General features: G+C 38.2%; 20 protein-coding genes, 2 pseudogenes and 1 riboswitch. Of the genes and pseudogenes, 14 read left to right on the top strand and 8 right to left on the bottom strand.

Features of this window, described 5'->3' with window-relative positions:
• Window positions 1-25 precede the first annotated feature (25 nt).
• The 4 genes from WKU33_RS09735 (at window position 26) to WKU33_RS09720 (ending at window position 3,432) form a co-directional block, all read left to right on the top strand.
• The gene (locus WKU33_RS09735) at window positions 26-1,231 is read left to right on the top strand and encodes a Bcr/CflA family efflux MFS transporter (protein WP_336252934.1); all 1,206 of its coding nucleotides are present in this window, start codon (window positions 26-28) and stop codon (window positions 1,229-1,231) included.
• Window positions 1,232-1,389: 158 nt separating this feature from the next.
• Window positions 1,390-1,956, top strand: coding sequence for a sugar O-acetyltransferase (locus tag WKU33_RS09730; RefSeq protein ID WP_188856424.1), 567 nt, complete (start codon window positions 1,390-1,392; stop codon window positions 1,954-1,956).
• Between the two features lie 202 nt (window positions 1,957-2,158).
• Window positions 2,159-3,070, top strand: a complete 912-nt coding sequence (locus tag WKU33_RS09725) for a glycine betaine ABC transporter substrate-binding protein (RefSeq protein ID WP_156857829.1) — start codon at window positions 2,159-2,161, stop codon at window positions 3,068-3,070.
• Window positions 3,071-3,183: 113 nt separating this feature from the next.
• Window positions 3,184-3,432, top strand: a complete 249-nt coding sequence (locus WKU33_RS09720) for a DnaA N-terminal domain-containing protein (RefSeq protein ID WP_336252920.1) — start codon at window positions 3,184-3,186, stop codon at window positions 3,430-3,432.
• 213 nt (window positions 3,433-3,645) lie between these two features.
• Here the strand turns inward: WKU33_RS09720 and WKU33_RS09715 are convergent, their stop codons facing one another.
• From WKU33_RS09715 to dacB, 7 genes and pseudogenes are all read right to left on the bottom strand, one after another.
• On the bottom strand, window positions 3,646-4,101 hold the full coding sequence (locus WKU33_RS09715) for a DUF3278 domain-containing protein (RefSeq protein ID WP_156857827.1): 456 nt from the start codon (window positions 4,099-4,101) through the stop codon (window positions 3,646-3,648).
• Window positions 4,098-4,298 (bottom strand): helix-turn-helix transcriptional regulator, encoded by a 201-nt coding sequence (locus WKU33_RS09710; protein WP_156857826.1) that lies wholly within the window; start codon window positions 4,296-4,298, stop codon window positions 4,098-4,100. The genes WKU33_RS09715 and WKU33_RS09710 overlap by 4 nt, the downstream gene beginning before the upstream one ends.
• A gap of 201 nt (window positions 4,299-4,499) precedes the next feature.
• Window positions 4,500-4,967, bottom strand: coding sequence for a 6,7-dimethyl-8-ribityllumazine synthase (gene ribH / locus WKU33_RS09705; protein ID WP_156857825.1), 468 nt, complete (start codon window positions 4,965-4,967; stop codon window positions 4,500-4,502).
• 237 nt (window positions 4,968-5,204) lie between these two features.
• Window positions 5,205-5,822, bottom strand: a pseudogene (gene ribB, locus WKU33_RS09700) (3,4-dihydroxy-2-butanone-4-phosphate synthase); the annotation flags it as partial.
• Between the two features lie 10 nt (window positions 5,823-5,832).
• Window positions 5,833-6,489 (bottom strand): riboflavin synthase, encoded by a 657-nt coding sequence (gene ribE / locus WKU33_RS09695; RefSeq protein ID WP_336252918.1) that lies wholly within the window; start codon window positions 6,487-6,489, stop codon window positions 5,833-5,835.
• Window positions 6,490-6,829: 340 nt separating this feature from the next.
• A riboswitch (FMN riboswitch) is annotated at window positions 6,830-6,974 on the bottom strand.
• A 108-nt stretch (window positions 6,975-7,082) separates the two neighbouring features.
• Window positions 7,083-7,844, bottom strand: a complete 762-nt coding sequence (locus WKU33_RS09690) for a MerR family transcriptional regulator (protein WP_336252933.1) — start codon at window positions 7,842-7,844, stop codon at window positions 7,083-7,085.
• A gap of 716 nt (window positions 7,845-8,560) precedes the next feature.
• Window positions 8,561-9,973, bottom strand: a complete 1,413-nt coding sequence (gene dacB, locus WKU33_RS09685) for a D-alanyl-D-alanine carboxypeptidase/D-alanyl-D-alanine endopeptidase (RefSeq protein ID WP_336252917.1) — start codon at window positions 9,971-9,973, stop codon at window positions 8,561-8,563.
• 300 nt (window positions 9,974-10,273) lie between these two features.
• Here dacB and WKU33_RS09680 point away from each other — a divergent pair, with 300 nt between their 5' ends.
• Window positions 10,274-10,900, top strand: coding sequence for a metal-dependent hydrolase (locus tag WKU33_RS09680; RefSeq protein WP_336252916.1), 627 nt, complete (start codon window positions 10,274-10,276; stop codon window positions 10,898-10,900).
• Between the two features lie 80 nt (window positions 10,901-10,980).
• Here WKU33_RS09680 and WKU33_RS09675 read toward each other — a convergent pair whose 3' ends face one another.
• Window positions 10,981-11,373: an OsmC family protein gene (locus tag WKU33_RS09675; RefSeq protein ID WP_156857820.1), complete on the bottom strand. Its 393-nt coding sequence runs from the start codon at window positions 11,371-11,373 to the stop codon at window positions 10,981-10,983.
• 290 nt (window positions 11,374-11,663) lie between these two features.
• On the opposite strand from WKU33_RS09675, the pseudogene WKU33_RS09670 reads away from it, so the two are divergent.
• From WKU33_RS09670 to WKU33_RS09630, 9 genes and pseudogenes are all read left to right on the top strand, one after another.
• Window positions 11,664-12,104, top strand: a pseudogene (locus tag WKU33_RS09670) (aldo/keto reductase); the annotation flags it as partial.
• 267 nt (window positions 12,105-12,371) lie between these two features.
• On the top strand, window positions 12,372-12,683 hold the full coding sequence (locus tag WKU33_RS09665) for a PadR family transcriptional regulator (protein ID WP_156856676.1): 312 nt from the start codon (window positions 12,372-12,374) through the stop codon (window positions 12,681-12,683).
• Between the two features lie 60 nt (window positions 12,684-12,743).
• Window positions 12,744-13,400, top strand: a complete 657-nt coding sequence (locus WKU33_RS09660) for a DUF2812 domain-containing protein (protein WP_336252915.1) — start codon at window positions 12,744-12,746, stop codon at window positions 13,398-13,400.
• A gap of 23 nt (window positions 13,401-13,423) precedes the next feature.
• Window positions 13,424-13,717 (top strand): DNA-binding protein, encoded by a 294-nt coding sequence (locus WKU33_RS09655; protein ID WP_156856674.1) that lies wholly within the window; start codon window positions 13,424-13,426, stop codon window positions 13,715-13,717.
• 130 nt (window positions 13,718-13,847) lie between these two features.
• Window positions 13,848-14,027 (top strand): hypothetical protein, encoded by a 180-nt coding sequence (locus WKU33_RS09650; RefSeq protein ID WP_336252914.1) that lies wholly within the window; start codon window positions 13,848-13,850, stop codon window positions 14,025-14,027.
• A 144-nt stretch (window positions 14,028-14,171) separates the two neighbouring features.
• Window positions 14,172-15,104, top strand: a complete 933-nt coding sequence (locus WKU33_RS09645) for a nucleoside hydrolase (protein WP_336252932.1) — start codon at window positions 14,172-14,174, stop codon at window positions 15,102-15,104.
• A gap of 156 nt (window positions 15,105-15,260) precedes the next feature.
• Window positions 15,261-15,767: a GNAT family N-acetyltransferase gene (locus WKU33_RS09640; protein ID WP_336252913.1), complete on the top strand. Its 507-nt coding sequence runs from the start codon at window positions 15,261-15,263 to the stop codon at window positions 15,765-15,767.
• A gap of 96 nt (window positions 15,768-15,863) precedes the next feature.
• A complete protein-coding gene (locus WKU33_RS09635; RefSeq protein WP_340454309.1) occupies window positions 15,864-16,448 on the top strand; it encodes a nucleotidyltransferase family protein in 585 nt (194 codons plus the stop codon).
• Window positions 16,441-17,166 carry a class I SAM-dependent methyltransferase gene (locus WKU33_RS09630; RefSeq protein WP_188856415.1) on the top strand — a complete coding sequence of 242 codons (726 nt, stop codon included), beginning with the start codon at window positions 16,441-16,443 and terminating at the stop codon, window positions 17,164-17,166. The genes WKU33_RS09635 and WKU33_RS09630 overlap by 8 nt, the downstream gene beginning before the upstream one ends.
• Window positions 17,167-17,506: the final 340 nt, after the last annotated feature.

Raw genomic sequence — 17,506 nt, 5'->3', positions numbered from 1 at the left:
AATGAATTTACAAAAAGAATTAACGATACAACATAACCCGACCGGCGCAACCCGGTTGGGCTTAGCTTTGCTGCTAGGAATGCTAGCGTTTTTAGGACCGCTTAACATTGATATGTATTTGCCGAGTTTTCCTGGGATTGCTGCGGATTTCAATACAAGTGCTTCGCTTGTACAAGCAAGTTTAACTGCATGTTTATTAGGGCTTGCTGTCGGTCAATTAGTTGTTGGCCCGATTAGTGATGCCCAAGGGAGACGGAAGCCTTTACTAATTGCTACAGCGCTGTTTGCTTTCGCTTCGCTTCTCTGTGCGCTCGCGCCGAATATAATAATATTGATTAGTGCTCGATTTATACAAGGGCTCACTGCTTCAGCGGGTGTTGTTCTTTCGCGTGCCGTTGTGCGCGATGTATTCAGTGGCCCAGAGCTTACAAAGTTCTTTTCATTGCTAATGGTGATAAACGCTGTTGCTCCGATGATGGCTCCAATGATTGGCGGCTTTATTTTATCGTTTGAGTCAACAAATTGGAAGAGTATTTTTTATTCTTTAGCTTTAATTGGCCTTATCATGGTTGTAATTGTGGCTTTCAACCTTAGAGAAACCTTGCCGCCTGAAAATCGAATCCCAAGCTCAGTAGGTGCCTCGTTAAAAACGATGGGGAGTTTATTTACGGATCGCTCGTTTATCGGTTATGCTTTAGTTGTTGGATTTATCCATGGTGGGAGTTTTGCTTATGTGTCGGGGACTCCATTTGTCTACCAGGGAATTTATGGGGTCTCTCCACAAGTATTTAGTGTGCTATTTGGAATCAATGGATTGGCAATCATTACGGGGAGCTTTCTTATCGGACGCTTTAGCGGGATTATTCCCGTGAAAAAGATGCTCCAGACTGCAGTCATCGTTGCGCTTTCTGCAACATCATTATTGCTCGTCATGACGATTATTGAAGGTCCTTTAGCTGCCATTGTCATTTTGATTTTTGTTTATATGATTACAATGGGAATGATTACGACAAGTACATTCACATTAGGGATGGCGAAACAAGGACATCGTGCGGGAAGTGCGAGCGCTGTTCTTGGTATGCTGCCGTTACTTCTCGGATCTCTTTGTTCCCCGCTTGCGGGTATTAATGAAGCGTCGGCAGTTCCAATGGGAACGATTATGTTTACAACGACTCTGATTGGTTTTACAGTATTTTTTACAGTTGCGAGAAAAGATAAGGCAGATGAATAAAAATTAGTGCTCAATAACAGGAGATTAATTGTAAATGAGATATGAAGTAGCGCGCCGATACTGATGTATGTTTTTATGTGAAAAAACGTCCACGATTTTTTAAAAATCGTGGAAATGAAATAATGGAACAGAGACTATACAAAAAAGGAAATGATCGAATGAAAACAGAAAAAGAGAAAATGATAGCTGGAGAAATATACAATCCTGAAGATCCATTGTTAGTAAAAGAGCGGAAGGAAGCAAGGCGAAGGGTTAGAAAATATAATCAAACTTTAGAAACGGATGAGGAAAAACGAGTTGAAATTTTAAAGGAATTACTTGGCTCTACAGGGGAAAATATATATATGGAACCGAATATACGGTTTGACTACGGATATAACACCCATGTAGGTGAAAATTTCTATGCGAACTTTGATTGTACAATTTTGGATGTATGTGAAGTGAGAATTGGTGATCATTGTATGCTCGGGCCGGGTGTGCAACTTTATACAGCGACACACCCACTTGATCCGGTAAAACGCAATTCGGGTATAGAATATGCGAAACCGATTAAGATTGGAAATAATGTCTGGATTGGTGGTAGTGCAATAGTAAATCCGGGTGTAACGATTGGTCATAATGTTGTTGTGGCTTCAGGAGCAGTAGTGACGAGAGATGTGCCAGATAATGTTGTAGTCGGAGGTAATCCAGCTAGAATTATTAAACATATTGAGGTAAATGGGTAATCGGATGTAAAAGAAATGATGTCTAATAATTCAAATATAGAAGGGATTTGCAAGATTTTCGACCATAAGCCCACTGAACTTTACGGATTCATTAATATGGCGGAAAATCACGATATAAGCACTTTGCGGTAAAAGATAATCTAGTATACTATCGCCTTGTTAAATGAAATAAATCTAAAAAGAGAGAGGGCTTGCCGAAACGATGAAATGGATAGGAAAGAAAAGTATTATTTTTATAAGCATACTTACTTTACTTTTATTAGTAGCTTGTCAGGGAGGATCTGATGATAGTGACTCTGCTTCCGGGGAAAAAGAGGAAAACGATGCATCTGAACTGACAGAAATTGTCGGGATTGATCCCGGTTCTGGAACAATGAATATAGCAGCGGAAACGGTAGAAGCGTACAATTTGGATCTAGAATTGCTGCCGAGTTCAGAACCAGCGATGTTAACGGAACTTCAAGGTGCAATTGCGAATGAAGAACCGATTGTTGTTACACTTTGGGAGCCGCATTGGATGTTCAGTGAATATGATTTGAAATTCTTAGAGGATCCACAAGGTACTTTAGGTGAATCGGAAAATATTCATACAATGGTAAGACACGGTCTTGAGGAGGAGCAGCCAGCAGCTTTCAAGCTCCTAGATAACTTTTACTGGGAAGTAGAAGACATGAATGAAGTAATGTCCAAGTTTGGTCAAAGCGATGAAGTAGAGCCACGCGAGGCAGCGGAAGAATGGATTGCAGATAACCGGGACAAAGTCGAAGTTTGGACGGAAGGAATAGAGCCAGTTGATGGAGAGACTATTGAATTAGGCTATGTGAATTGGGATACGGAACTATCATCAACGAATGTTGTTGCTTTAATGCTTGAAGAATTAGGTTACACGGTCGAATTGACTCCACTTGATATGGGTATCGCATTCGAAAGTCTTTCAGAGGGAGAAATCGATGGCATGCTTATCGCTTGGCTTCCAGTAGGGGCTGCTACTTATGCCGAACAATATAAAGATGACATTGTTGACCTCGGACCAAATTTAGAAGGTGCCCAGCAAGGATTTGTCGTCCCGGCGTATATGGATATTGATAGTATTGAAGAATTGCCGACGAAATAAGGGGCTTGTCACCTTATTGGATTTTGGTGAATGATGTTGAAGGTCAGATAAGCTATCTGGCCTTTTTTCAAGACTTATTTTGCTACCCTAAATGATTTGGAGGTTAATACATAATGGATGTTGAACAATTATGGTCAGAGGTTTTAGAAAGGATTCAAAAAAGAATTCAAAAGGCAAGCTATGATACATGGTTTAAGAATACAAAAGCCGTTGAAATGAAGGACAATCTCTTAATGATAGAAACAGCTAATGAGTTTCAAAGGGATTGGTTGGAGAATCGATATAAGGAGCAAGTTGAGGAACTATTGTATGTACTAACTGGTGAAAGATTAAAGGCTTCCTTTACTATTGGGGAAAAATGATGATGACAAGTTCTACAACTGAAGCACATTCTCAAACGAAGTATATTGATGTATCAGACCTGCTAAAGAAAATTGAAAACCTTGAAAGAAGAGTAAGTGAATTAGAGAAAAAATGAAGTTTTTTGGAACGTTCTAATTTTGAGTTAATAATAAGGGATTTTAAAACGCACTTTTTTCGTCTTAACAGACTGAAGAAAGTGCGTTTTTGTAGGATTATAACAGTTCCTTATTTTTCTTATAGGAACGCTTTAAGGAAATATAACTCGATAAAAACGATACTACACTGACACTTATCAATAAGCCTAAAATTTCAACCCAATTGTTGAGACTCGAAGGTATATTAATGAAAATCAAATACAGTGCCATAAAAATAATAACAAATCCAATTGTTCTAATGCATATCACTCTTAACTCTTTTTTGTACGCATGTTTTGTGGCAATATCTGTATATTCCATCCCGGCTAGTATATATCTTCCTGTTACATAAAAGAGGAAGATGGCAATGGCTGCCAATAAGACAGTTTCCGTGTCCAGATTAAAAAACTTGTTGCAGATCATCATTACAATAAGGGAAAGAAAAAGGATAATTGCTCCTTCCGTGAAAAAGTAAAGCATCTTTTTTTCCTTATATTCATCATCCGGTAATAGAAAGGATATCCAAGATTTCATTGCGTATCGACCTCCCAGAATAATTCGTCCAATGTTTTGTTAAGTGACTTTGCTAAATTAATACAGAGCTGGAGACTAGGATTATATTCCCCTTTTTCAATGAGCCCAATTGTTTGCCTGGTGACACCAACCTGGCGCGCTAGCTGCTCTTGTGTCATGGAATTTTTAATTCGAGTAATTTTTACGTTGTTTTTCATTTGTCACCCTACTTACGAAATGTAAGATATAGATTTCTTTTGTAATTTATATCTTACATCAGAGAGGAGGGTAAAGTCAACTGTGAAATAAAAAATGTACGAATTAGACCAACATTCAGGGAGGGCTGACATTCAATAAATCGCGTTATAAAATTAAAGAACCCTCCAAATCAAAAATTGGAGAGTTCTTCATGCAAGCTGTTATGAAATCTGCTTCATCAAATTCGCCATCTCAATAGCTGCTGTTGCAGCATCCCAACCTTTATTTCCGGCTTTCGTTCCAGCCCGCTCAATGGCCTGTTCAATTGTATCGGTCGTTATGACACCGAAAATAACAGGAATACCATCTTGCATATTAATCGCAGCCACACCTTTAGAAACTTCACTACATACATAATCAAAATGTGGGGTAGAGCCGCGGATTACTGTACCAAGTGTAATAACTGCATCATATTTTTTAGATGTTGCTAACTTTTTTGCGACGATTGGAATTTCAAAAGCTCCTGGCACCCACGCAACATCAATATCATCTTCATTTACACCGTGTCTGCGTAAGGCATCTTCAGCTCCTGCGAGTAGCTTACCGGTAATAAAATCATTAAACCTTCCAACGACAATCCCGATTTTTAAATCGGTTCCTACTAAATGACCTTCGAAAATATTACTCATTTTTCTTCTCCTTCAATGTTTTTCCTATTTATTATCAAACGAAACTTCATTCAGTAGAAGTTTCGACGCACAGAACATGTTAGTGTCGACGTTGCGAAACGAATCGCGTTTTTAGTCGACTGCTCCTCCCCCACTGAATTCGCTTTCGTGAATCAGTGTGTTAGTGTCTGTTATCCCCCGACTAGATAGATTTGATTACTCTCTCTATTTTGAGACGGAGCTTTACGAACGATTTCACCGTGATAAAAGAACCTTGCTCGATTTGCGGTATTCTACTAAATCCTTAATTGTCAAAATAACTAAATTAAAGTGCTCTGCAACTTTTTTCAGTTCCGCACCGCGCGCCATTGTTCCATCTGGGCTCATAATCTCGCAAATTACCCCAACTGGTTCTGCACCAGCAAGCTTAGCTAGATCAACTGCAGCTTCGGTATGACCAGGTCGTTCCACAACACCGCCACTCTTTGCAATCAGCGGAAAAATATGCCCAGGTTTATTAAAATCACTAGCTTTGGCTTCAGGATCCAACATATTTAAGATTGTTGTTGAACGCTCAAAAGCTGAGATCCCGGTATGTGTTGAAACATGGTCAATCGACACGGTGAATGCAGTCCGGTAAGGGTCCGTATTCTCCGGCGCCATTAGGGTTAAGGAAAGCTGCTTTGCTTTTTCTTCTTCAATAGGAACGCAAATCAACCCTTTTCCTTCGTTTGCCATAAAGTTAATCATTTTTGGTGTTGCAAATTTTCCTAATGCGAGAAAATCGCCTTCATTTTCCCTGTCCTCATCATCTACTACAATAATTGCTTTCCCTTCTTTTAACTCCTCGATTGCTTGCTCTACGGTTGCGTACAATTTATTCACCTCATCCATTTAAAAATCCACTTTCAGCTAGGGTTGCCTTCGTAATTCCATTTGTTGCTGGTTGTTCTGATCTTTTAGAAAGTAAATTCTCCATATACTTCGCGAGCATGTCACATTCGATATTCACGAAATCACCAAGCTGTTTCTCGCCAATAATCGAGTCTGCTTGCGTGACAGGGATTAGGGAAATGACAAATCCATTACCTGTAATTTCAAATATCGTTAGTGAAGTGCCATCGACCGTGACAGATCCTTTATCAATAGAATATTTCAGCAATTGTTGATCTGTCTTGATTTCCATGTATTTCGCATTTTCATGACGGCGAACAGAAATGATTTCTCCAGTCCCATCGACATGGCCACTGACAAAATGACCGCCAAATCGACCATTCGCTGCCATTGCCCGCTCTAAATTAACAGGGCTCCCGATCTGTAACATATGGAGCGTTGTCGCTTTAACCGTTTCGGGCATAACGTCAGCCGTGAAAAAGCCTGGTCCATGTTCATGGACAGTTAGACAGACACCGTTCACCGAGATACTGTCCCCGAGATTCACATCGGACAGAACTGTCGTACATGCGATTTTAAATTGTAATGAATTGGGATTTCGTTTAATGGATTGGATTGTTCCAATTTCTTCCACAATTCCAGTGAACAATGAAATAAAACCTCCTTCTAGAGATCACGTGTAATCTTCTGTTTTTGTAAAATAATGTATTTGAATTCTTTCCACCGCGGGGCGTTTGGGTGGTAAGGAAAGAGTTTGATTGGAGTACGGTTTTTATAAACATGCATACATTTAAGAAATACGGAAATATGCGAGGATGCATAAAAGAATTCCGTTTGTTCTTGCATATGCCATTAGGAGTAAGGCTTCTGTTGTAACCGTATCAATTAAAATGCGCGATTGAAGCTATTTCTCTATATTAATTTACTCTCTGCAGCTCCTTTCTGTTTTAAAAGAGAGAATACTAGAATCGGCATCGCATAAATTTTCGCAACAACTTCTCCCATCCAGACTGTAACTGTCGGTGCTGGAATTACACCAGCTCCACCGTCTCCTAAAGAGTACGGGTCACGGACTTACAAGCATAACACTTGAACACCGCCGGTAAGGAGTTTCACCTTGCCCCGAAGTTATTGGAAAATATTATACTACTATTAAAGTATCATGTTCAATAAAATGTGGCAACTGGATGTACCTATTTGGCGAAATGGAAATACGTTTATCCCTAACTCTATGATATTCATTTATTCCTCATTTTCCTTATACAATGCCTCCATTTCCTCGCCAATTTTCATTAAATAGGATTCTTGTTCAGAGGTAAGCATGGTAGGGAACTGAAAATCCATTGTCTCCTGATCCATTAACTCCTGTGCCTTTTCCAGTTCCATCGCAAAGGCTTCTTTATCCTCAACATGTCTTGTTGCCAGTTCGGTTAGTCCCATTAGTAATTCAAAAGCTTCTGGTGAATTTGCAGGGACATTATCTTGCATCAATTTTTCTAACTTAGCTAGCCAATCAAGCATTTCCACGTCCAGTAGTTGCTGGTATTCTTTTGGCAGGGAAAAGTATTCTTTAGCAACCGATTCCGGGAGATACTCTTTCGCCCATTCCTTCAGATCTTCCTCATGTTCCATTTGAAAAAGTAAAGAACTTAACACTGTCCAATTGATTGATTTTCCTGCCTTGAGTAAGTTTTGTACTCGCTCGACAGCTTCGATTGCCTGATTTAATTCATCCCGCTTTTCGGTTAAAAGTTTATGCTGCAAAGGTAATGATTTCTCGAGCTGCACAGCACAATCCATTTCATCTTTTATGAAATCTTTGATCTCTTGTAATGGATAGCCCAAAAACTTTAGTGATTGAATTTGTTGCAGCTTCGCAAGTTCATTTAATCCGTAAAGTCTGTGGCCTGATTCATTTCTTTCAGTTGGTACGAGTAAACCTAACTCTTCATAAAAACGTAAGGTGCGTACGGTTATTCTGGCCTGTTTGCTGAACTCACTGATTGAAACCTAGGTGCTTCATGATTCATAAAAAATCCCTCCATTTTATCAGATATTAAGGGTCTGTAATCCCCCACTGAATGAGTTCCGCTTTATTGTTAATTATAAGTTATCATGTATCGTAACGGAGGGGGCAAGGGGGAAAGGCTAATTTGTTTGGAAAATCGAGAGTAATTCTGAAATTGCTATAGATTTAATACTAAAAAAACCTTAAATAAATGAGTACTGTAGAAATCCAAACTACTTGAGATGGCATTCTTTGCAAAAAAAGGTGTCTTCGCCTGAACGACTCCGAATTCGTTAATTTCGTGTACATAGAAGGCGCCTAATCGGATGAACGACTCCGGTTCCGTTAATTTCGTGTATTTAGAAGGCGCCTAATCGGATGAACGATTCCGGTTCCGTTAATTTCGTGTATTTAGAAGGCGCCTAATTGCGTGAACGACTCCGAATTCGTTAATTTCGTATACATAGAAGGCGCCTAATCGGATGAACGATTCCGATTCCGTTAATTTCGTGTAATTAGAATTCATCTAATTGCCTGAACGAATTGGATTCCGTTAATTTCATGTACATAGAAGGTGCCTAATTAATTCCGTCATGCTCGTACAATTAAAAGATGGTCTAACCACCTAAAAGAATCCAATACCTAACGTTTAGGTCGATTATAAAGCATCTAAAAAAGGAAAAGGACATGCAAATTAGCGCACGTCCAACTATCATTCTACAAATTCATGTCCTGCTAGCATCGTTACAATTTCATTCTCAATTTCCTGCATCGCTTCACTAGGACCTAAATGATTATTAATCAGAATGGAAAAAATAAGTTTTTCTCCGTCTAGACTCGTCACATAGCCAGATAATGTAGACACTCCCGTGATCAAGCCTGTTTTTGCTTTTACATTTCCTTTGGCGGGTTCTGTAGTCAAACGATTACGTAATGTCCCACCCACAAGTCTATCTTCTTCTCCAGCAACAGGCAGGGAGTCCTCAAACGCGTCAAACCAGCTCTTATTCTGGATTTCATATAAAATTTGCGCGATATTATTTGCTGAAATCAGTGTCTTATGTGACATTCCCGAACCATCACGAAGGAGGAAGGATTCTCGTTCCACACCAAGTTCCGTCACGACATCTTCCATTACTTCAAGACCTTTATCCCAAGTCCCTGCCCCGTGGATTTGCTTCCCCATTTCCTTCGTTAAAGTTTCCCCAATTCCATTGTTACTTAATTTCATAAAGGGTACGAGTAACTCGGAAAGTGGAATGGATTTTTTACTAGTAATGATCTTGGCTTGTTCGGGAGTCGCTCCCGTCACATCACGGGATTCATCGTTAAATTGAATTCCCTCTTCAGCTAGAACATCACGGAATACAGTAAGTACATACCCGGCTGGTTCCCACACCGAGACCCAAGAACGTGATACTGTTCCGTCTACAGGCATTGTTCCTTCCACGATTATGTTATTCGTCCCATGCTCCCGCTCAATGGAAATCTCTTGAGCCTCTCCTGCTTGCACGAGTTTTGTCTGATTGACAATTGTGACATAATCGGTTTCGGGAATTACCCTGACTTGGGCTTTTCCTTCTGCATTTTTGGAAGACATCACCTCAACAATCACTGTTCCCGCATCATAATCTTCATTAGGTGAAAGGGTTAGAGCAGAAACTTGGGAGCCCGTATGAAACGGCTCATCCGACCAGTTTAAATCCTGGGAAAGTCGTATATTATCATACCACGTATCATCGCCAACAAGGTCGCCATCAATGGTTTCAATTCCTTGGGCTTTTAGTTCCCTAGCAAATTGATCGAGATCAGACTTTAATAATGTCGGGTCACCTTTTCCTTTTATATACAAATTACCATGTAATATGTTCCCTTTCAGCTCTCCATCTGATAAAATTTCAGTTTGGAACCGGTAATCAGCCCCAAGTGTTTCTAAGGCAGCAGCTCCAGTAAGTAATTTCATATTGGATGCCGGGTGAAGACGAATGTTTCCATTATGGGAAAATAAGAGATCTCCAGTTGCAGCATGTTTCACAGTGACTCCAACGACAGCTCCTTCAAGCTGTTCATTTTCTAAAATGGCATTGATTTTTTCCTCCAATGGTTTACTTTCGGTACGTGTCATTGAACTTTCCTCCTTAGATGCTTCTAAGAATAAGGGTTCCTCCGGGAATACTGACGGGAGGCTTGCAACAATTAGAATTACGATAAAAAACAGCATCGTTTTAAGAAAGGGTTTTGATTTCATGTATCCACATCCTATTTCAATATCGAACGAGTAAAAAGAAGTATGTCCATTATTGAATTATATCCGGCCGGAGTAAAAATTATGAATGATGGGAAGAGTGGCTAAAAAAAGTTTGAGTTCTGTAGTAAAATTAATGAATGCATAGAAAAATAACAACGCAGATAAAGGAGCAGCAAGATGAATGGTACAGCACATGCAACAGTTGGCGGAGCAATAGGCTTCGCTGCAGCAAATATAGTTCAAGCAGATCCAACGGTAACTTTTCTGTTAGTCGGCTTAGGAACCGTATCTGCTTTAGTTCCAGACCTGGACATTGACGGGAAGTTACGTGGGAAAATTACATTGTCCCATAAATTAGTTCGGTCCGTCGCGCAATTTATTGGACTCTTAATGATTATTTATAGTTTTTTTGAAGGAGAAGATAACCGGCAATACCTCGGGATGGGGATAGGACTTGCCATGCTGGCAAGTTCTTCACGATTAAAACAAAAACATATGCTGACTCTAACAAGTGTCGGAGTCATTGCTGGAGGTGCTTCACTTCAGGAGATTTGGTTGATTCTCTTTGGAATCTATATGCTCATCGCATCCTTTGTTCCTCATCGAAGTTATACCCATTCGATAATTGGAGTGATATTCTTTAGTTTTATTACATTGAAGCTGGAAGAATCATTAGCAATTCAAGGCGTTCATTATACATGTCTTGCCGGATATATTAGCCATTTGGTTACAGATAGTAAATTTCTTCCGTTCAATGACCGGGGGATAAAGTTGTTTCTGCCATTATCATCGAAGGATTTTTAACAGATACATAGTAAGTTATTGCACCCCATATCGGATGATTCGGGGTGCAATATATGAAACAACTTTTCTATGTTTAGATGTTAGTCATGTGGAGATTTTAGCCGCAATTCTTCTGTTACTTGAATGCTGCCAGCTACAGATTGTAGCATTGCACAGTTTTTGCGTGTAAGCTCTATCGCTTTTTCAGCTTTTTTCTGAGAAATATCCTCTGCTTTTATCGTGTAAATCAAGTGAATCTTTTCAATCCGATTTGCTATTTCTTCATTTCGTGTTACTTCCGCTTCAATCGTAATATCCTCATATGGTAAGCGCATTTTCTTGAGTATATTTCTTAATACACCTCCACTGCACCCCGCGATGGAGGAGATCATTAATTGAAACGGCCGATACCCATATTCACTCTGACCCGAAATTTTTAGCTCGCCAAATTCAAAGTTTGACTCAAATCCATGTTCATTCATTTTAAACTTCAAATTTATCCCCTACCTTTAATATATATTCATACGTCAATTATAATATAGAAATATGAAAATTTAGTGAAAATATATTCCCATCCTTAAATGAAAGCTTTTTTCTTGGTAGATCATCTCCTCTTCGGTCACTGATCCACCTTAGCATCACCCTAAACCAACAGCATTTCCCAACTAATCAACGAAACATAATCATTGCTCCACGAAAAGGCATGCATTATAATGTTCCTAATGAATTTTTAGAAAAGTATTGTTTTTTTCAAATTCATAAATACCATAGAAGGAGTGCTAAAATGACAAACAAAGTACAAATTGGCAGAACAGATCTAGTTGTAAATCCGGTTGGTATGGGGACAAACAAAATTGGTGGTCATAATCTTTTTCCGAACTTAGATGAAGAAGCAGGGAAAAATGCAGTCCGTTATGCAATTGATCATGGTATTGACTTTATCGACACGGCTTATCTATACGGGAAAGGCCGTTCAGAAGAATTAATTGGTGAAGTAGTGGAAGAAACGGGAAAACGTTCTGAACTTGTACTGGCAACGAAGATTTCACCAGTTTTTACTGAAGATGGAATGATAAATAATAACAATCCCGACTTTTTAAAGCAAGAAGTTGAAAAGAGCTTGAAACGATTAAAAACAGATTATATTGATTTAATGTATATTCATTATCCAGACGAGGATACGCCAAAGGCTGAGGCAGTCGGGGCGTTGCAAGAATTGAAGGATTAAAAGTGGGTTTGATGTGATTGGCACTTATACGGATAAAGTAGGGGAAGCGAAAATAATTCTTGAGAAAGAGTTGTGATTAGGCTTGCCAGTCCAATATTACAATAGGAATCATGTCAAAAAGAATTAACATATCAAAGAGACAATCGCTCAAGAAGATTGTCTTTTTTAATTTCCTATAGACATCTATATTACATTATGATATATTAAATTCTGATATAAGTATCACTTTATGATATATCATGAATAGATATAGGAGATGATTGCTTGAAAAAAACAGAGCAATTAACGGATACGATGTTTTACATTATGGCTGCTTTAACGAAACCGAGACACGGTTACGCTATTATGAATTTAATTGAAGAAACTACAAATGGGGTAATTACAATAGGTCCAGCATCCATGTATACGATTATTAAAAGGTTATTAAAACAAGAGTGGATTTATTTGTATGACGGAGAAGATTCAAGGCGCAAAACATACGAGCTTACCGAATATGGAAGAAAGGTACTGGAAGAAGATTTGCAAGTGAGAAAACAAATGATTGAATTAGCAGAAAGTGGATTAAAGGGAGAGTGAAAAATGAGTAAAACAAAATATATTACATCAGGTGGACTAGCTTTCTCTGAGTAGGAAGATATGGATAAATTACGTCGATATTCTCTAAAAGGCTGGCATGTCAGTGATTTTAGCTTTATGGGCTATACGCTCGAAAAAGGAGAAAACAAAGATTACATTTACACGATAGACTATCGCTCATTACATGCTGACGAACAAGATGAATACTTTGATTTCTTTTTTAACTCTTCAGCAGATATTCATTTATTCCGAGCTCGTCCTGGTACAAAACCGATATATACGGATCCGGATACAACGATTGATAAGTATGAACATTTAAGTGGCTCGATGGTAAAATTTGCAGCTTCACTATTTATACTTACAGCACTTAGTTGGGGCGGAGCATTGCTAAGTTCCGGTATTTTACATTCCATATTTTTAGTACTAGCTGTTATTCTAACTGTATTTGTAATTCCAGCAGCATGGACTCTGCTTAAATCGTTCGGTAACAAGTGGAGGGTAGAAGGTAAAAGAAACTTGGTTCAGCTAGTTAAAATAGCACCATTTCTATTTTTAACAATAACGATCATTATTTTGTTATTTGTTAGAGGTACGGGCACTACAATTAAAATTCTAACATCCATGGTGATCGGAGGGGTCGCATTTCCAACTGTAGTTTGGATTGTTATGACTCTTTACCATAAAATTAGAAGAAACCATGAATACACGAATAGTTGAATGAAAAAAATGGAGGGAATCAAATGGAAATAGAAATATCAGGTCTAGGAATCGGGTTAGTTTTGTTAGCTGTCGGGTTAAGCCTTATGGGATATTTTATAGGGAAAGGCCTACAAAATATGGGGCATCCCGAGAAAGGTCATCATTATCATTTCTTTATCAAAGAAAGCGAGTTGGAATATTACTCCAATCTAGACAAAAATGAGATTGAAGAATTATTGAGAAAGTATCCTAATGCCCCTAAGATTGAATTAAACGGAACAAATTATTATCCATACAAAAAATTGATGGAGTGGTTTTCTTCACATGATTATTAATGAATAGTGGAGAGATTCACTAGAAGAACTAATTAGAAAAATGAGGGTGAAGAATTATACCGTGAACAAGATAATGAGGAAACGTTGTAAATCAAATGCATTGAAGTAGAATGGATTGGTAGGGGATAAAATGGTTCATGTATGGAAGTCTTATTTATTGTTGGTTGCAGGTGTTCTGACAGGAATTATGATTGTGAGTATACTCCGAAACGGGGAAATTAATTGGACCGTAGTTGGTGCTACATTTATTTTATCGCTTTACTTATTCCTTTCTTTATTATTTATTCGCCGGGAATTAAAAAATAATTAGTAAAAAATGTTCTTTTCAATTAGTGGATACAAAAACTTGTAATGAATGATGTAGTCGATTTTACAACGATAGGGGTGGCTACAATTTTCATACTGTTCCTAACATGATTTGTAAATTCCGGGATATACATATATATAGGGGGGGATTTTTATCGCGAAAAAAATTCTGCTATTTTGTGATCCTGGAATAGATGATTCGTTTGCAATTATGTATATGATGATGGATCCCGAGATTGAAATTGTCGGTATTGTAACAAGTTACGGGAATGTACCGAAAGAGCAAGCAACGGCTAATGCAGCCTATCTAATGCAACTTGCTGGGAGAACGGATATCCCGATTATTCCTGGAGTTTCCCAACCGATGGAGGATGATTATTTAGCATTTTATCCCGAAATTCATGGAAAAGGAATTGGTCCAATCCAGCCGCCACATCCGTTGCAATATCAAACGTATCCATTTGATACAATCAGGCTTATCATAGAAAAATATAAAAATGAACTTATTCTTGTTGATACAGGGCGATCAACAGCACTTGCTACAACATTTATTTTATTCCCGGAACATGCAAAATTGGTTCATTCCTATTATGTAATGGGTGGGGCATTTTTTATGCCGGGGAACGCAACAGCGCTCGCTGAAGCTAACTTCTATGGCGATCCGAATTCTTCTGATTTTGTCGTCAAGTCTGCACACAATTTAACAATCACGCCTTTAAATGCAACACAATTTGCCGTTATTACAGAAGAAATGGTTCAAGCTGTATCTAAGAATGAGAAACAATATTATGCTGCGCTGATTGTCCCTGTTTTTGAATATTACTATGATTTTTATCAAAAGTTGATGCCAGGTATTCAAGGTGCACCAGTGCACGATCTGCTCACCGTCATGATTATTAATCATCCCTCCCTCTGTGATTACATATATTACGATGTGCATGTCGCTCGCTGTGATGAAGTAAAGGGGATGTCGTATATTGATTACCGGCCGACGAGTAAAAGAGGAAAGACAAGGATTGCAGTGAGTCTTGATTATGCAGCGTTTGTGGAGCAATTTAATAAGGTAATGTTGCCGGAGTGAATTGTGTTTTGTTTAAAAAAGAGAATATGCGTGAAGGATCGGAAGCAATCATTTGTTGATTGTCTTTTTTTGTGCAATTATGTTGGAAGAATTATGTTAATATTAAATCATAATTAATGCGGTATATTGCTCGAATATACTTCGGGGGGAATTCGGATGGTAAAAATAATGGGATTAACCAATGACGAACAATTTCAGCAGGCAGCAACACTTTACGAAGAGATTTGGAAAGATAATGACCATTCCATAGAAGAACGGATTCAAAAACATAGCTCCTATAGCGGTTTTAGAGGACTTGCTATTTTGTCAAATGAAGGAAGTATGATAGGTTTTTCGTATGGATACACCTCATTGCCTACACAATTCTATCATAATTTGCTGGCTGAGGAATTAAATGCTCTGGAATATCAACGGTGGCTAAAAGATTGTTTTGAATTTGTTGAATTAGCAATTCATCCATCTTATAGAAACCGGGGGTTTGCAAGATTGTTAGCTACAAAACTAGTCGAAGCAGTTGAAAATAAGACAGCTATTTTAACAACACAAGTTGATAATCATCCTGCTCGCACATTATATAAGTCATTGGGCTGGAAGGGTATTAAAGAACCTTTTTTTCCAGGTAACTCGAAACAAGCTTATGTGATAATGGGGAAGGAATTATAATTCATTTCAATTATTTGGCAGCATAAATTAAAGTTGTTCATTTTAGAGATTCTTGAGGTTTGTTTTAACGAAAAGAACATATAGGGGAGTTTTATCATGAAAGATAAAAAAGATATTATATCCTTGATAAGGGAAGATCAATGGATGATGGAGTTATTACGTTTAACGAGTTCACTGAATCTTCCGGATTGGTGGATTTGTGCTGGCTTTATTCGTTCAAAAATATGGGATACCTTACATCATTTTAATGATCGAACACCCTTATCAGATATTGATGTAATTTATTTCGATCCTTTAAATAGTACGGAAATGGAAGAGAAGATATATGAGGAAAAGCTTAGACGTCTTATGCCAAATATACCCTGGTCTGTGAAGAACCAAGCAAGAATGCATATACATAGTAAAATGCCGCCATATACATCATCTGTTGATGCTATTTCTAAGTTTCCAGAAACAGCAACAGCTCTTAGGGTGAAATTAGACGGGAATGGTAATCTAGTATTAACTGCCCCATGGGATATTACAGATGTTGTTCATTTAGAGGTAAAACCTACACCCCATTTTAAAAATGATAAGCAACGGGTAAAAATCTATGAAGAACGTGTTATGAAAAAGAATTGGCAGGTAACCTGGCAGAAATTAAAAATTTATCCTGCTGAAGGGGGGAAATTAAATGAGTAATCCAATAAGAGAAATTTATAATAAACTAGCCGACGCTTATCAGCACGATACGGACTGGGGTAGTCCTTACAATGTATATTATGAACGCCCTGCCATGATGGCTGCATTGCCCTGCCAATTAAAAGGAAAAAAGGTACTGGATGCCGGTTGTTCAGCTGGCTGGTACTCTTCGCAACTTTTGGCTGGTGGAGCGGAAGTTACCGGTATAGACCTGAGCCCCAACATGATAAAAGCAGCACAGCATCGAATAGGGGATAAAGCAACATTCCTCTGTCATGATCTTGAAGAACCTCTTCCGTTTAATGATAATTCTTTTGATGTTATCGTAAGCTCACTGACGCTTCATTACATAAAAGAGTGGACGAACACCTTCCAGGAATTCAATCGCATTTTAAAAAGTGGTGGAACTTTGCTATTTTCTGTTCATCATCCATTTATGGATTTTACCCGGTACGAATGCGATGATTACTTTAAAAAGCAACTTCTATCAGAAACCTGGTATAAACCAAATATTACAATTGATGTGATCTTTTATCGGCGGTCTATGCAAGATATCGTGAATGAAACGACTGAATACTTCAATCTAGAAAAGTTGATTGAACCGAAGCCGGATGAATTGATGAAGAAAGTGAAGGAAGAGGCTTATCATTATCTCATGACTCATCCACATTTTCTTATTGTAAAAGCTATTTCAAAAAAGGGTGATCTAGATAAGTGAGATACAGGCGATTAGAGGGGAAAAATGGAAAGTACTATTGGAAATAGGTGGTAATGATTCATTTAATGGGGGAATAAGTGGTGAAGCTGAAAAGTTTCTTACCTGCATTTTTGGCAGGGGCAGGAAAAAAGGGTAAGTAAGTAGCTCAAAGGTTGGTGAAAATGAAAACTTTTATTATTGTTTTAGTGGTATTGCTAATTTTATTCATTCTTTTTATCATATCTGGAATAGCAATTAATAAACGCAATTTAAGGAAAGACAAGCATGATTTATTAAATTACTTTAAGAAGCATAAAGATAGGCTGTCTATTACGATTAAGGAAGATGGTATAGACACATT

It is taken from the genome of Oceanobacillus sp. HCA-5259 (genome assembly GCF_037892815.1).
Taxonomy (GTDB): domain Bacteria; phylum Bacillota; class Bacilli; order Bacillales; family Amphibacillaceae; genus Oceanobacillus; species Oceanobacillus indicireducens.
Note: the sequence above shows the minus strand (reverse complement) of the source record. Positions and strands in the feature narration are given on the sequence as shown.

What these genes read in the sequence shown, in the direction of transcription:
- WKU33_RS09630 (WP_188856415.1), top strand. Translation starts at nt 16,441, where the DNA reads ATGAGTAATCCAATAAGAGAAATTTATAATAAACTAGCCGACGCTTAT.
- WKU33_RS09650 (WP_336252914.1), top strand. Translation starts at nt 13,848, where the DNA reads ATGGTTCATGTATGGAAGTCTTATTTATTGTTGGTTGCAGGTGTTCTG.
- WKU33_RS09720 (WP_336252920.1), top strand. Translation starts at nt 3,184, where the DNA reads ATGGATGTTGAACAATTATGGTCAGAGGTTTTAGAAAGGATTCAAAAA.
- ribH (WP_156857825.1), bottom strand. Translation starts at nt 4,967, where the DNA reads ATGAGTAATATTTTCGAAGGTCATTTAGTAGGAACCGATTTAAAAATC.
- WKU33_RS09655 (WP_156856674.1), top strand. Translation starts at nt 13,424, where the DNA reads ATGGAAATAGAAATATCAGGTCTAGGAATCGGGTTAGTTTTGTTAGCT.
- dacB (WP_336252917.1), bottom strand. Translation starts at nt 9,973, where the DNA reads ATGACACGTACCGAAAGTAAACCATTGGAGGAAAAAATCAATGCCATT.
- WKU33_RS09660 (WP_336252915.1), top strand. Translation starts at nt 12,744, where the DNA reads ATGGATAAATTACGTCGATATTCTCTAAAAGGCTGGCATGTCAGTGAT.
- WKU33_RS09730 (WP_188856424.1), top strand. Translation starts at nt 1,390, where the DNA reads ATGAAAACAGAAAAAGAGAAAATGATAGCTGGAGAAATATACAATCCT.
- WKU33_RS09710 (WP_156857826.1), bottom strand. Translation starts at nt 4,298, where the DNA reads ATGAAAAACAACGTAAAAATTACTCGAATTAAAAATTCCATGACACAA.
- WKU33_RS09725 (WP_156857829.1), top strand. Translation starts at nt 2,159, where the DNA reads ATGAAATGGATAGGAAAGAAAAGTATTATTTTTATAAGCATACTTACT.
- WKU33_RS09635 (WP_340454309.1), top strand. Translation starts at nt 15,864, where the DNA reads ATGAAAGATAAAAAAGATATTATATCCTTGATAAGGGAAGATCAATGG.
- WKU33_RS09715 (WP_156857827.1), bottom strand. Translation starts at nt 4,101, where the DNA reads ATGAAATCTTGGATATCCTTTCTATTACCGGATGATGAATATAAGGAA.
- WKU33_RS09640 (WP_336252913.1), top strand. Translation starts at nt 15,261, where the DNA reads ATGGTAAAAATAATGGGATTAACCAATGACGAACAATTTCAGCAGGCA.
- WKU33_RS09680 (WP_336252916.1), top strand. Translation starts at nt 10,274, where the DNA reads ATGAATGGTACAGCACATGCAACAGTTGGCGGAGCAATAGGCTTCGCT.